Origin of the sequence: Vibrio galatheae, assembly GCF_000967545.1 — a bacterium.
Classification (GTDB): Bacteria; Pseudomonadota; Gammaproteobacteria; order Enterobacterales; family Vibrionaceae; genus Vibrio; species Vibrio galatheae.
Map to the genome: position 1 here is coordinate 65,877 of NZ_JXXV01000016.1, position 14,399 is coordinate 80,275.

14 protein-coding genes are annotated in these 14,399 nt (G+C 44.4%); 4 read left to right on the forward strand and 10 right to left on the reverse strand.

From position 1 onward, the window contains the following. Nucleotides 1-44: 44 nt before the first annotated feature. The 3 genes from TW81_RS08825 to TW81_RS08835 all read right to left on the reverse strand — a co-directional run bounded on the left by TW81_RS08825 (nt 45) and on the right by TW81_RS08835 (nt 2,809). A complete protein-coding gene (locus TW81_RS08825; RefSeq protein ID WP_045955346.1) occupies nt 45-1,679 on the reverse strand; it encodes an ATP-binding protein in 1,635 nt (544 codons plus the stop codon). Next, the gene (locus TW81_RS08830) at nt 1,676-2,395 is read right to left on the reverse strand and encodes a winged helix-turn-helix domain-containing protein (protein WP_045955347.1); all 720 of its coding nucleotides are present in this window, start codon (nt 2,393-2,395) and stop codon (nt 1,676-1,678) included. Before TW81_RS08830 ends, TW81_RS08825 begins: the two co-directional genes overlap by 4 nt. Before the next feature lie 165 nt (nt 2,396-2,560). Further along, entirely contained in the window at nt 2,561-2,809 is a 249-nt protein-coding gene (locus TW81_RS08835) for a YkgJ family cysteine cluster protein (protein ID WP_045955348.1), read from the reverse strand. A 316-nt stretch (nt 2,810-3,125) separates the two neighbouring features. Between TW81_RS08835 and TW81_RS08840 the strand changes: the two genes are divergently transcribed. Beyond that, nucleotides 3,126-3,563 carry a YcgN family cysteine cluster protein gene (locus TW81_RS08840; protein ID WP_045955349.1) on the forward strand — a complete coding sequence of 146 codons (438 nt, stop codon included), beginning with the start codon at nt 3,126-3,128 and terminating at the stop codon, nt 3,561-3,563. 142 nt (nt 3,564-3,705) lie between these two features. Further along, nucleotides 3,706-5,370 carry a mechanosensitive ion channel domain-containing protein gene (locus tag TW81_RS08845; RefSeq protein ID WP_045955350.1) on the forward strand — a complete coding sequence of 555 codons (1,665 nt, stop codon included), beginning with the start codon at nt 3,706-3,708 and terminating at the stop codon, nt 5,368-5,370. Between the two features lie 159 nt (nt 5,371-5,529). On the opposite strand, the gene TW81_RS08850 is transcribed toward TW81_RS08845, so the two are convergent. From TW81_RS08850 to gap, 6 genes are all read right to left on the reverse strand, one after another. Next, nucleotides 5,530-5,886, reverse strand: coding sequence for a hypothetical protein (locus tag TW81_RS08850; RefSeq protein WP_045955351.1), 357 nt, complete (start codon nt 5,884-5,886; stop codon nt 5,530-5,532). Between the two features lie 187 nt (nt 5,887-6,073). Next, nucleotides 6,074-7,021 carry a ChaN family lipoprotein gene (locus TW81_RS08855; protein ID WP_045955352.1) on the reverse strand — a complete coding sequence of 316 codons (948 nt, stop codon included), beginning with the start codon at nt 7,019-7,021 and terminating at the stop codon, nt 6,074-6,076. Nucleotides 7,022-7,096: 75 nt separating this feature from the next. After that, complete coding sequence (gene rlmA, locus TW81_RS08860) at nt 7,097-7,924, reverse strand: 23S rRNA (guanine(745)-N(1))-methyltransferase (protein ID WP_045955353.1); 828 nt, start codon at nt 7,922-7,924, stop codon at nt 7,097-7,099. 129 nt (nt 7,925-8,053) lie between these two features. Further along, entirely contained in the window at nt 8,054-10,090 is a 2,037-nt protein-coding gene (locus TW81_RS08865) for a methyl-accepting chemotaxis protein (protein WP_045955354.1), read from the reverse strand. 232 nt (nt 10,091-10,322) lie between these two features. Then, entirely contained in the window at nt 10,323-11,207 is an 885-nt protein-coding gene (locus TW81_RS08870) for a D-hexose-6-phosphate mutarotase (RefSeq protein WP_045955355.1), read from the reverse strand. A gap of 150 nt (nt 11,208-11,357) precedes the next feature. Then, a complete protein-coding gene (gene gap, locus TW81_RS08875) occupies nt 11,358-12,353 on the reverse strand; it encodes a type I glyceraldehyde-3-phosphate dehydrogenase (protein ID WP_045955356.1) in 996 nt (331 codons plus the stop codon). A gap of 335 nt (nt 12,354-12,688) precedes the next feature. On the opposite strand from gap, the gene msrB reads away from it, so the two are divergent. Beyond that, entirely contained in the window at nt 12,689-13,093 is a 405-nt protein-coding gene (gene msrB, locus TW81_RS19035) for a peptide-methionine (R)-S-oxide reductase MsrB (protein WP_084715850.1), read from the forward strand. 47 nt (nt 13,094-13,140) lie between these two features. Here the strand turns inward: msrB and TW81_RS08880 are convergent, their stop codons facing one another. After that, complete coding sequence (locus TW81_RS08880) at nt 13,141-13,965, reverse strand: DUF2989 domain-containing protein (RefSeq protein ID WP_045955357.1); 825 nt, start codon at nt 13,963-13,965, stop codon at nt 13,141-13,143. A gap of 110 nt (nt 13,966-14,075) precedes the next feature. On the opposite strand from TW81_RS08880, the gene TW81_RS08885 reads away from it, so the two are divergent. Further along, nucleotides 14,076-14,363, forward strand: a complete 288-nt coding sequence (locus tag TW81_RS08885; RefSeq protein ID WP_045955358.1) for a YeaC family protein — start codon at nt 14,076-14,078, stop codon at nt 14,361-14,363. Nucleotides 14,364-14,399: the final 36 nt, after the last annotated feature.

Genomic DNA, 14,399 nt, shown 5'->3' on the forward strand with positions numbered 1-14,399 from the left:
CCACTCCAAACTAACATTCACACTGGTTATTAATCGTTGGTGATTTATGGACTAATTGTGTCCGATTTGGTCACAATTGGTTTTGAGTTGCCCGTAACGTTTTTAGCTGGCCAAGTGAGAGTAAACTGCGCACCGCCCAGTGTGGATGAGGAAACTTTCGCACTGCCCTGATGCCACTTCATCACTTGACGAACAATGGCCAAACCAAGTCCATGGCCTTTGTCACTACTGCGTTCTTGGTTATCAAGTTGAATAAAGGGTTCAAAGATTTTTTCAGCATCTTTGCTCGCTATGCCCGGCCCATCATCTTCAATACTTATCATGTATAGATTGCTCTCATTCGCAAAAGAGATCGCAATCTTGGTTTGTGCAAAGCGACTGGCATTGGCAAGCAAGTTTTTGACTGCGCGCATTAAGCCCGCTTTGTCGATAAATAAGGTATCTGTTCGTAAGCTGGGGGAACAATATAGCCTGATCTCTAATTCACTGTGCTCAAGACGGAAAAATTCCACCTCTTTAGCGAGCTCATCAGCGAAGCAGCATTGACTAAACTGGGTAACATCAGCAATTCGGTTGTAGCGAGACAATAGTAGATTCTGATTTATTAAATGATCCAAGTCTTCAATGCTGGATTGAATCGTATTGTGGTACTTCTGCTTTTGAGTTGTCGGCAGTGATTCATCTTCAATCATCTCTAACGCAAACCTCAGTCTATATAAAGGCGTGCGTAAATCGTGGGCGATTGCATTGGTCAGCTCACGTTGCCCAGCGATCAGTCTCTCTATATTATCCGCCATGGTATTGAACGATGCGCTGAGCTGAGAAACGACGGATAGACGAGACGCTTTAGCTCGTTGAGAAAGTCGCCCTTGACCAAATTCGTTGGCAGTGTGCACCAGTCGCTTTAAATCCCGCCACAGTGGAAATACCCAAAGTACTAGCGCGAGTGAGATCAGCAAAAAAAACAGTCCGCCGATCGCAGATGTGAGCTTCATTTGGGTACTTTGAGACATGTCATCGTGAACATGAAGCCAAATGCCCTCTTCTACCGGTGCGAGCAGCTCAACTTGCCCTGCTTGGTTGATGTAACTGACAATCTCATTTGGCGATTCTTCAATGGCTTTATGCCCAGAGAGAGAAAGCTCGCTGGTCTCTTTCAGGCTTATTTGGAAAGGTATTCGGGCATTTTTTTCTGCCAAATCTTGCTGCCAAGATTCTTTGGCAAGGGCGCGAAGTTGCTGTGACGCTAGGTAGAGCGTACCTCTTGCCTGATTCAGAACCGCAAGCTGTGTTGACTCGTTCAACGCAAAGTAAATGAGATAGTCACTATCGCCAACACGCTTGAGTAGAGCCATAGGATCGCCGAACACAAAAGCAGTTTCGCCACGGCGAATAGATTCCAGAACCTTAACATCGTCTTGATAATTTTCGATAGGCTCAAGCTTGAGGGGATAGGCGAAGTGCTTAGCGTGGGTCTGGATAATGGCTTGCCATTGACTTTGTGGCTTTTCTAGCAGCTTATCTGTCAGGATATCGAAGTTGACGGTGTAAATTTGCTTATAGAACTGTTCAGAAAAAGATTCATTTAAGCGTTGAATAGGGTTAAACGAGGTGGGAATAATCAGTAGGATGATAGGCACAAATACGGCTAACCATAGAATAAAAAACGCTCTGATCATAGGAATGCCTCCTCGTTTGAGAGACACAGTTGATAGCCGATACCGCGAATGGTTTTAATTAGCTCTGGCTCTTGTGGGTCATCATTCAGTGTGCGCCTTAAACGAGAAATTCGTCTGTCAATGGATCTATCTAGTCCATCATACTCAAATCCACGTATCGATTGAGCTATCTCATCACGTGAAACGACGCTTCCTGCGTTCTTTGCAAGTAAATGGAGGAGGTCAAACTCCGAAGTGGTCAGCTTGATGGCTTGATTGTTGACCATTACAGCACGATGTTGAAGGTTGATCGTGAGTCGGCCAAATTTCATTTCATCGTCATTGGTTTTCGCCGATAGCCGTTCTTGACGACGTAGCAATGCGCGAATACGTGATAAAAGAAGGCGCGGTTTTACTTGTTTTACGACATAATCATCGGCACCAAGTTCGAGTCCCATTACCTGATCAATGTCGTCATCCAACGCCGTTTGCATCAAAATCATACCCTGATACTTCACTCTAATTGCACGGCATACATCCATACCACTTTGACCCGGTAGCATAATATCAAGAATGACCAAGTCGGGTTGCCTATCAAGAATAACGTCAACAGCAGTCACACCGTCACTAACGATCGTGACGTCAAATTCATAATTTTGTAGGAAGTCTCGAATCAAGTCAGCGAGTTCAAGATCATCTTCAACCAAGGTTATTGAGTAGGTTTTGGGCGTTGACATTCAGTTTTGAAAAATGATGGATGGTGAGGAAACTATAACTCACAGGAATGATCAACAATGTGACTAATTGTGACTGGAAGGCAAAGTTGTGACGAATTTAGGATTATCGCAACGAGATCTATCTATAAGCGGAGGATTTAACAAAGTACGAGGAACATCAGTCTGTTAGGTCAGGTTTTCCAACTCGGTGATGTTATCAAACGCTTGTTGATTAGTCGAACCACAAACGATGGGGCAAGGCTTGAACTCATGGCATACTTTAGGGCGTTCGGGCTTGCCAAAAAGTTTGCACAGATTGTCTTCATTGAGCTGAATGCAACGCGTGCCAGCAGGCTTGCCATTGGGCATTCCAGGGATAGGGGAAGAAATACTTGGCGCAATACAACATGCCCCGCAACCTAAACGACATTCCATCTGATTTTGACCTCAATATAAATTGGTTGTCATGGTAACAATAAATGTGCGTTCTATCACGTTCATTTAGCGCCTCTCTTTCATTTGGGAGAGTCGCACCAGCCAGTCTAAACAAACTCGACATTCTGCAAACAGAACTCCCGGTCAATGTGGGGAAACGTTACTCAACCAAATCAAATGCTTGAACAATTGAGTTGGCACCAATCATATTTTACAACTTAACTCGCGAGCAGAAGCACTTGCACTTTGCGCCAAGGATCTATATAAATTCCGCTTTCCTTTTCCATGACAAGAAATAAATACTTGGGGTTACCACATGACGCAATTTTGGCAGCAAAAAGCTCTCGAAGAGATGACCGAAGAAGAGTGGGAATCACTTTGTGACGGCTGTGGTAAATGCTGTTTACACAAGTTGATGGATGAAGATTCTGAAGAGATCTACTACACCAATGTCGCGTGCAGTTGGTTAAACAGTAAAACCTGTTCATGTAAGGATTATCCAAATCGATTCACTTCAGGCGAAGAGTGTACCAAGTTAACCCGTGAAGATATTGATGATTTTACATGGCTTCCCCATACCTGCGCTTACCGTCTCCTCGCCGAGAAGCAGCCGTTACCCGAATGGCACCCTCTTATCACAGGTTCAAAGTCGGCGATGCATGCTGCTGGTGAGAGTGTGCGTAACAAAGTCGTGTATGAAATCGACGTCGTGGATTGGGAAGACCACATTTTGAATCATCCCAATCGCCCCTAGTTAGAAAAGCAGTCGCCAATGGCGGCTGTTTTTGTATTGACCTTGTGCTGACGAGTAATAAGCGAATCTTATCGTTTTGTCGTGTACACTTATAATCTCAATATAATAAACAAAGACTTGTGTTTGTCTTGCAGAGGTTATCATGGACGTATTGTCTCGACGTTTGATGCGTATATTTGCCCAAGGGGTAGTTGTCACGCTCGCGCTATTGATCAGCTTAAATGTTCAAGCCGCTGAGGAAGGCGCAGCAGTTTCAGCACAACAGCAAGCGATTGAGCAGATCAATAAAGATCTTAAAGAGCTAAGCGATACGTTAACGTCATCAAGCGGCGACGAGAAAGATGCGCTGCAGTTGAAATTGTTCCAAAAAAACGAAGAACTCAGAGCAGAGTTACATGCAGCGGTGAATCGTCGAAGTATCCCGACTGAAAGTTTGATTGCTCAGATAAAAATGCAACAAAATTATTCTAGTGGCGCTGCAACTTATCTTGAGGGGCGGATAAAAGCGCTCAATGCTCAACTGGATTCGGCGAGCAATGAACAGCGCCTTACTCTACTTAACGATTACCAAGAGCTGCAGCACTATTTTGACAACATTATAGAATCACGTTGGCAAAATATAGCGTGGCTAAAAGTGCTGGGTGTCGATGAAACGGCGGCTGAAGCGCAATATCGTGATGTTGTTGCCAAGCGAATGCGATTGATGTCAGCATCGGTCGAATACTTTAAGCAACAAATTAGTGTAGTAGGCCGACAACTCTCTGTTAGCCCTGAATCTGAAAAAGCCGCTTTGCAGCTGAATCAACTGGTTATTAAACAGCGAATGAATATCGCGGTTGATAGCCTGGCTTCGCTAATTGCCATCGCAGACAAGCTCGGTTTAGATACTTCCGAGTACAAACGTTTGCTGTTTGAAGTGACAGGTAGCATCACCCAAGATTTATTAGAAGGCAAAGTGATTTTCTCTATTGTTAGTCACTGGTCTGACAATTTATGGAACTGGGTGGCCAACAATGCACCGCAGCACATTCTTCAACTGTTTGTTTTTGCCCTCATCATACTCGCGACCAAAATGCTGGCTAGGCTGGTACGTAAGTTGGTGAGTAAGACCGTTGTTTCGAAAAACCTTAAGCTGTCGCACTTGATGCAGGATTTTTTCATCGGAATGTCGGGTAATATCGTCTGGGTGATCGGGATTTTAGTTGCGCTGTCGCAAATTGGTTTAAACCTTGCCCCAGTGTTAACCGGTTTTGGTATTGCCGGTGTCATCATTGGTTTCGCTTTGCAAGATACCTTGTCCAATTTTGCCGCGGGCATGATGTTATTGATCTATCGTCCGTTTGATGTCGGAGATTTTGTTTTTGCTGGTGGCGTTGATGGAAAAGTCAGCCATATGAGTCTCGTCAATACGACGATAAAAACCTTTGATAATCAAATTATTATTATACCTAATGGCAAAATTTGGGGCGACGTGATCAAGAACGTCACTCATGAACGTTTAAGACGAGTGGATATGGTATTTGGCATCGGCTATGGAGATGACTTGTTGAAAGCGGAATCGATACTGACGGATATCGTTACTGAGCATCCGGCAGTATTACGTACGCCAGAGCCAAACATTCGCGTCCATACCTTGAATACATCTTCGGTTGATTTTATTGTTCGTCCGTGGGTAAAAACGGATGACTATTGGGATGTATATTGGGATGTAACCAAAGAGGTGAAATTACGATTTGACCGCGAAGGTATTTCTATCCCATTCCCACAGCAGGATGTTCACTTGCACATGGTTAAAGAGAACGAGTAGGGAAGCATAGAGACTGTTTATGTGGATAGGCTGCGGGTATGCGCAGCCTATTTACTATTGATAGCAGAGCGACGTAATGAGCATAAACAGGATCACGACAAGCAACTGTTGTCGTGAAGAGAGCAGGATAGATGTAAGAGCTGAGTTTATCGATTACGTTTAAAGTATGGCTAACAGTATACCTCCGACGGTTGCCGCAGCGGAAAGATATTGCCCCGCTGAATAAGAACCATCCTCTTCTTCTTTAATTTTATCTGGGTGATCCATACCGAGTGCGCCGTGCGCAAAGGATTCGACTTTATCGCCGACAGATTTGTCGCCTTCTTTGATTACTTTGCTTTCTTTCTCAATTTCTTGCAGAGCAGCCAAAAGCGCCTTGCCTTCATTTGAGAGGGTGACTTTATTTTGCTCAACCTTAAGTGGGGCTTGGCCTGTATTTGACTCGGGTGTCGTTGCTTGAAGCTTTACCTGCTGAGTGGATGACAGCTTAGCCGCCCCCATTCCTACTGGTGTCATAATGCTCTCCTTACATCATCCTCAGACAATATATCGACTGCTTGGTAAAAAACTTGTGCAAAATATGCGAGATTTGTATGAAAAAAGACCAAGCATAAATCGTGCCTACATCTAGCCACTTGGTTGCAATTTCTATTTGAGGGCAGCAAAGTGGCTTTACTTATCGGATTTAGAGCAAAAACAGTGCCTAGTTACACTCTAGATCTTCATTACGATTGGCCAGATGCTGGTAGGCGGCAATCCTATTTTCCATTTTCACATAGCGTGGCGGGGGGGCTAACACTTCTAACAGGTAGTCTTGCCCTGTAGTTGTGTTGTCTATCGGTGAAGATACTGGAGTGATGACCACAACGTTAAGCGCAGGGTTACGTTTTAAAATTGAAGCCTTAGTCCCTAATCCTTGCTCGGTATGGAACTTTCCTGCGATATGCACAACTTGCGAGTTTGGATGCTGCTGTATATATTCGACTATGCTTTCCGCCATGGTTTCATCCCAACTCATCTGGGCGGCAAACTGACGCTGTGTCTGTGCCGGCTCGCCGTGGTGCATTGACGCCATAAACTTATCTTTGTAAGGGCTGCCTGACACATCTATGGTCTTGGCGAGCTTGCTTCGTTCATTAGCTGAGAGTTTGTCTAAATAGCTAATCCCTTGTCGGCCAATACAACGTACCAAGTCTTTTGGTGCATTTGCAGCGATAATATCGAGCTGGTTCGCTTTTGCGTATTCGACCAATGGTCGATAGTCACTTTCATAGTTAGGCCAAGCCGCTCCTTGTGTAATGAGCACTTGCTCACCAATCTCACCATTAAGGTAAGCGTCCACTATCGTCTGCTTGTCGCGCGAAAATTGCTCCATCGAGAGAGCTAGCGGTGTCGATGCACCTGACAGCTGTTTTAGCAGGTCAACCTGAAATCGGTGAATTGCCGCATGGGTGTGCCATTCACCTACGAGAATAACATCAGCAGCCCTTATTTCATCTGACAGCGTATCGATAGGTAAGGTCTGTTGCGTGGCGTCGTAGAGTTGGTAATCGTAATAGCTGCTAATCGCAGCTGGGTGAGGAGAAAGTCTAGTTGTTGAACACGCAGTAACCGCAAAGCAGAATAGAGAAGTGACAATGAGCCTAAGCATAAATGGCCTCCATTAAATTGTTCGGCAATAGTAATGGAGGCGAGATTAGACTTCAATGTAAATGAGAATTATTTTCTATTGTGTTTGTTGTTTTCGATAGACTCGAATCATGAAGTCAGCCTCACATTCAAATAGTGTAGCTGATTTAAGTTTATCTCGGAGAGCATCAGAAGCCTTCCAAGCAAATGGGGTCATTTGCAGCAAATCGTAGCTATCACCGTCGGTCAGTTGCATAGAGTAACTGAGTTTCTCTTGTTCAATCAGTTCAAAACCTTCAATCATTTCGGCATCTTCATTGTGTAGCCTGACGTTTGGGTAGATCTCATTTCTAAGCTGATATAAATGTCGGCTCGCGGGCGTTACTGTGATAACGACGCCTGAATCGGTGAGGACACGCGCCAATTCATCGGCTTTGCAAGGTGCGTAAATGCGCAACACGGCATCAAGGCTCTTATCTGCAAAAGGGAGGCGATGGCTGGACGCAACTGAAAAACGGCAATTTAGGTAGCGTTTGGCAGCGTAGCGAATTGCCACTTTAGAAATGTCTAAGCCATAGGTTGTCGCATCTGGGTATGTTTTAGTCAACAATGAAGCGACTGCGGTGGTGTAGTACCCCTCGCCACAGCCTATATCAAGCAGCCGATGTTGACTTTCAGCCAAGGTTTCGCAGCAGATTTGAGCGATACGCATTTTAAGCGGGTGGTAGTGTTCTTTTTCTAGGAAGCGTCGACGTGCCTGCATCATCTCTTTGTTGTCACCCGGATCCTTAGATCGCTTGTGCTGAACGGGCATCAAATTAATATACCCTTCTTTTGCAAGATCAAACGAATGATTGTTCTGACAACGATAGGTGCGGTCAGACAAGGTTAGGATGTGATGGCATAAAGGGCAGGTGTAGGACATATATGGCTCTGTTGCGATAAGAGAGTGCGAAGTTTAGCAGGAAGCACAATGACAGACTAGCTAACAGGGACCGGATGAGTTGAAAAAAGGCAATGTAGTGACATTGCCTTTGTGGGTAAATGTGGCTGCTTAGTGGAAAAAGTCGACTTGTTGCTTCAATGATGTCGCTTGCTTGATCAGATGGGCAGCACTCTCAGTGGTTTGAGCACTTGTCTCACGGCTTGCTCGATTCAGCTCACTGATAGAGTTTGCGTTGGCAGCAATTTCCTGAGAAACATTGGCTTGCTCCTCTGATGTCGCCGCTATGGTGTCAGCTTGGCTTGCAATCGACTGAACCTGAGAGGCGATGGCTTCTAGGGCTATACCGGCTTCCTGCGCTTTGTCTAACACCTTATTCGCGTTGTCTTGGCTTTGCCCCATTAAACCAACCGCATTGTTGGTCGAGTTTTTAAGCTTGTCGATAATAGTCACAACATCTTTAACTGACGTCTGAGTTCGATGAGCCAAAGTGCGAACTTCATCGGCGACGACAGAAAATCCACGACCTTGCTCCCCGGCACGAGCTGCTTCAATCGCAGCATTGAGGGCCAGCAAGTTGGTCTGCTCTGCTATTTCATCGATCATCTTGGTGACGGTTTGAATTGCCTCACTGTCTAGGTTCACTTGTTCGATTGCTTTGGCAGAGTTATCGAGTTGATCGTTAAGCTGAGCGATATCAATACACACGGTTTCAACCACCTCTAAACCCGACTGGCTATCATGATTAGTCAGACGAACGTTCTCCGCAATGGCTTCGACCTGTTGGGCGACCGCTTGCGCTGACGATGCCATCTCTTCAATTGCTGTTGCGACTTGCTCAACTTGTTGTTGCTGAAGCTCAGACTGACTTAAATTTCTCTGCGCATCACCTGAAACGCTTTGTGAAGCGCTCTGAACTGAATCACTTGTGGAACGAATCTCGCCAACTAAGGTATTTATTCGCGTCGCCATATTTGCGACGCCGTTATTTAAGCTAATGATTTCGTTTTTGGAAGGTTGACCATTGGCTGGAATATCAATACTGACTTCGCCTTTCGCTAGGCGAGACATGTAACCATTGAGTACCGTTAAAGGTTTTAAACTTCGGTTTAAAAACAGAGTCAAAATGATAAAGGTAGTGATGCCCACTATCGAAGCAATGATGACGACCAGTTTTAACAGCGCGTCACTGCCTTTCGTTACCTCATTGATAAATGTACCGCCGAGCAGTTTCCAGTTCCATCCGGGGACGGTGGTGAACACCAGATACTTTTCACCGACTTTGCTTTGGTATTGGTAGGGGTAGCGAATCAATCCACTTTCGCTTTCAAAAATGGCACCAAAAGCTTTGTTACCGTTGTAGTCAAGTGTTTCCACAATCGATGGATCACTTTCATTTTTATTTGGGTGGAGTAAGTATTTGCCCAAATTATCTTGGCGATTATCAACTACTATAGTGTAGCCAGTATCTCCCCAGGTGACTGAGGCCAATGATTCGAACAGGTCTTGTGTCGCTTGTTCGACAGGTAAACCGATAAAAGAGATACCATTAACCTGGCCAGATGCGTTTTTAATCGGTGAGTAGTAGGTGATGTAGTTTTCACCAAATAACTTCACTTGTGCGTAATAAGCTTGACCGCTTTTTAACTGTTTATAACCCGGATGATTTCGACCGAGCATGGTTCCAACGACACGCTCCCCTGAGGGATTTTTTAACGATGTTGAAATGCGAATAAAGTCATCACCGATCGGAGCAAATAGTGTCGCAACAGCGCCTGTGTCACGGGTAAAACTGTCGACTAACTTGGTATCGTTGATTAAGCTCTCGCCATACTGTGTCATATTGGCGACGGATTGGCCTTGAAAGTCCACGTTGTAATCTTCGACGTAAACCCCTGCTAGGTAGCCATTACGAAACGTAGATTCGAGCACCTTAGCCGTGTGCAAATACGCATTGAATTGACCCGCAATGGTCATCGCCATTGATTCTACTTTTGACTGGTGTTCGCGCAGAGTATTGTCGAGGAATACCTGAGATGCATTACGGTAAACTAGTGTAGCCGTGCCGATAAATGACATCATCAGGCACAGCAAAATCACTAATTTTAACTGAAATCCGACACTTTGGTTTTTGAGTTTTTCAAACATTTCGAGTTTTCCTGTCGTTATTCGACTTTTGTTATCAATGAGAGATAATTTCTTCAGCAACAAATTAAGACCAATAATAGTGATTTATAAAACACACAAAATTGATTCGTATTAATGATTTTGTAGATAGTGTGTACTGAGATAACAGGCGTATGACATGGAAAAAGACCGACGTGAGATGAGATAAATTTCGCCGCAAGAAAGATCGCGGGCAGAAACCCGCGACAATCTACTATTTGACTGAAATGGTGCTAATCAGTTGGTGAGTTTGATTCGGCTGTAATAACTTACCCGCTTCAATTGAATGGGCATGCAGAGTTGATTCAACGCACAGGAAGGTTTTGTAACCATCGTCTTGCATATCTGCCATACCTTGAGCACCTTCTGCCCAAGGGTTCCACAATACGGCAGAGTTATGTCCTTGGTTTTCGACGACAATAGAACGACTTAATGCGGGATCTTCGACAACAATTTGTGCTTCGGGCTGAGTGTAAACGCGATCTATCGTATCGGTTAGTTGCAGAACATCACCACCTTGGCAGATCTCTCCACCTTTTAGACTGTCGATGTACTCAGCACCCATGCCAGTTGTTTTCACTTGCTCAATATCACCTACGGTTAAATAAGTGTGCAACGCACCTGAGAAAGTCCATGCGTTTTCATCTGTGTTTGTCACATTCAATGTCACGGTTAGCTCATCGCCGATCTCAATCAACAAGCGTGCATCAAATTGATATGGCCATATGGCAAGCGTAGCTTCAGATGGCTTTAGTCCAAGTTCGACAATAACGCCGTTATCATTTTCACGGTGTTCGACTAGAGTCCACTCGCTGTTACGAGCAAAGCCATGTGCTGGTGCAGCGATGCGTCCAAACCATGGCCAGCAAACAGGAATACCGCCACGGAGTGCGGCTTTGCCATCGAAGATGGTTTGCTCGCTCATCCAAATGAGGTCTGTTTGTCCCTTCGGTTGGTATGAAATAACATGACCGCCATGTAAGGCGATTGCTGCTGACGCTTTATCATGAATAACGCGTACTACTTTGACTTGATCAATTTCAACGATAGTGACGTTGTCGGAGAGAACAGTAAGGGCAGGGAGAGTACTTAAGTTCATTGTCTTGAGTTCCTAGTATCTAGATATGCGCTCCTAGAGTGTTGGTCCATCTAGGAAGCAGACACGGGTTTCTAGGAACTTTAAATACAAAAAAGGCGACTCGAGAGCCGCCTTTTACAAGATTCTGCGCTAAACGCTTATCTCAAGTAATTACTTAGAGATGTGAGCGATTAGGTCTAGAACTTTGTTTGAGTAACCGATTTCGTTGTCGTACCAAGATACAACTTTAACGAATTTGTCAGTTAGTGCGATACCAGCTTTAGCATCGAATACTGAAGTGCAAACTTCGCCGATGAAGTCTTGAGATACAACTGCATCTTCAGTGTAGCCTAGAACGCCTTTTAGTTCACCTTCAGAAGCTTCTTTCATCGCTTTACAGATGTCTTCGTAAGAAGCACCGTTAACTAGGTTAACAGTTAGGTCAACTACAGAAACGTTAGCAGTTGGCACGCGGAAAGCCATACCAGTTAGCTTGCCGTTTACTTCAGGAAGAACAACGCCTACCGCTTTAGCAGCACCAGTTGAAGATGGGATGATGTTTTGAGAAGCACCACGGCCACCGCGCCAGTCTTTTGCAGAAGGACCATCAACCGTTTTTTGAGTAGCAGTTGTCGCGTGAACTGTAGTCATAAGACCAGATTCGATACCGAACTTGTCGTTAAGAACTTTAGCGATAGGTGCTAGACAGTTAGTAGTACAAGAAGCGTTAGAAACGATGTCTTGACCTGCGTAAGTGTCGAAGTTTACGCCGTTAACGAACATTGGAGTCGCGTCTTTAGAAGGACCAGTTAGTACAACTTTCTTCGCGCCAGCAGTGATGTGTTTACGTGCAGTCTCGTCAGTTAGGAAAAGACCAGTTGCCTCAGCAACAACGTCAACACCGATTGCGTCCCATTTTAGGTCTTCTGGGTTGCGCTCTGCAGTAACACGTACAGTTTTACCGTTAACGATTAGGTTACCACCTTCAACTTCAACAGTACCGTTGAAACGGCCGTGAGTTGAGTCGTACTTAAGCATGTATGCCATGTAATCTACATCGATAAGGTCGTTAATACCTACAACTTCGATGTCTGCACGCTCTTGTGCTGCACGGAATACGAAACGGCCGATACGGCCAAAACCGTTAATACCTACTTTGATAGTCATTATAGTTGCTCCACAACTTAATTTCTGATTAAAGATAACTGGTAGTAAAATTACAGAATCCAGTCAAAATCTGCAATAGATAATCGGACTTAACTTGTTTAAAGTCAAAAAAAAGCGTCGCTTTTTTTCACAATTAGTCTTAAATGGCGATGTTTTGAACGGATTACTGATTTATTCCCTAACCAGTTGACGTAAAATAGTTCAGATGTAGACAGCATTGCTGAAAGATTAAACATTCTGTTATGGCTTCAAAGTATGTGCTACAAAAGTTATTGAGTGCAAGTTTTTCAAAAAAAAAGTCATAATTAAAATTGAGAAAGTGGAGATTTTTGGTCGTGACACAAACGATAAAAAAAGTGGTCAAGCCTGATGAACACTGGCGTGAAGTGCTTTCGGGTGAAGAGTATCGAGTCTGTAGAGAGCAAGGTACGGAAGCGCCTTTTAGTGGCAGGTTGCTGCATAATAAAGAGACGGGGATCTATTCCTGCACCTGCTGTCAAGCCCCCTTGTTTAGCTCAGACAGTAAATACGATTCAGGGTGTGGCTGGCCAAGCTTTGATGCCCCTCTCAATAGTGAGGCTATTCGCTATTTAGAAGATCTAAGTCACGGAATGGTGCGGACAGAAATTCGTTGCGCCGCTTGTGATAGCCATTTAGGTCACGTTTTTCCAGATGGACCTAAGACAACAGGCGAACGTTTTTGCGTCAACTCCGTGTCGTTAATTTTCAACAATTCGTAAAAAAGCGGCGATAATATCGCCGCTCTCTGTTTCATCCTTTCAATTATTCAAGATTGTGCAAACTTGGGAATCAGGGTTGCATTGAATGTGCCGCTTTCGATAGCATCTTCAACTCGGTCTGCAATATCATCCAATTGGTTATAAACACTGCTGTCGAAACCGTATAGAAGCTGCAACTCACTTTCAGAGACAATAGGCACACCAAATTTTTGTGCCACCATGGTCCATATATAGGCTTCTTTTTTCATACCCAAGCGATAAGTTGTACTTGCTAAAGACTTAAATACTTCGGTGTTGACCTTGCTACTATTAGTCAATTCAAGTGAATGTATTAGCAAGTCACGCGTTTTATGTTGATCGCGGCTGGTATAAAAGGTCGCCAGCGCGTATTGAAGCTCGGCAGTTTCAAGTGCGGGCGATCCTTCGAGTTGTAGAAAGCCTCTGCGAGCTTCATCGCTGCCAATTTGGCTCCATAAAAAGTACAGCGCTTGTGGTGAAGAGGACTTCTCTAACGTGGCGACAATCTTGTCAAGATCATCACCAGAATTCACTAGCGCGTTAAAACGTTGCTGCTTCAGAGCAGATTGATCGATCGGTTGAATTTGTGAAGCCAACTCTAGGCACTTTTTATATGCCGCAAGATAGCGATACTCTTCAATTCGGTTTTCGTCTGTTGGGTTTTTTAAGACTTCAAAACGATGCCAAATCAAGTCAGTTCTTGGTATGCGACATTGGCCATCATCCATATTCAGCCGAGAGCATTGAAGGGAAGGGTTGTTTGCGCACAGTTGCTCAGTGTTCTTGTTGCCTTCTAAGCAGCCAGAAACAATAAGAGCAATAGCTAATATAAAAACTGTTTTGAGAGTGTTCATACTGTCGTTGCTTGTGATCCGTTACACTTATTTTTTGTTGTTGTCTTGACTGAGTCTATGAGCCAGTTAAGGTGCGCTTAATTATCACCACTGACTTTTAAGGATAGACTATGGACGCAGAGCAGTTAATTGACGCTATCACTCCAGAGGCGTACGAGCGTCTACTTTTTGCTGTAGAAACAGGTAAGTGGCCCGAGGGTAACGTACTTTCGCAACAGCAGCGAGACTCTTGTATGCAAGCTGTGATGTTGTATCAATCTAAGCATAATGCAGAAGCGCAGCACATGACAGTTGCACAAGGTGGAGAAATTAGCTTTAAGTCCAAGGCTGAATTGAAAAAACAGTTTCAAGCAGGGCAAGAAGACATCGTGCGCGTCAACCCTAATGAAGAGAAGTAGCGACCCTCATTATTGGTATTAAATAGGATGTCGAGA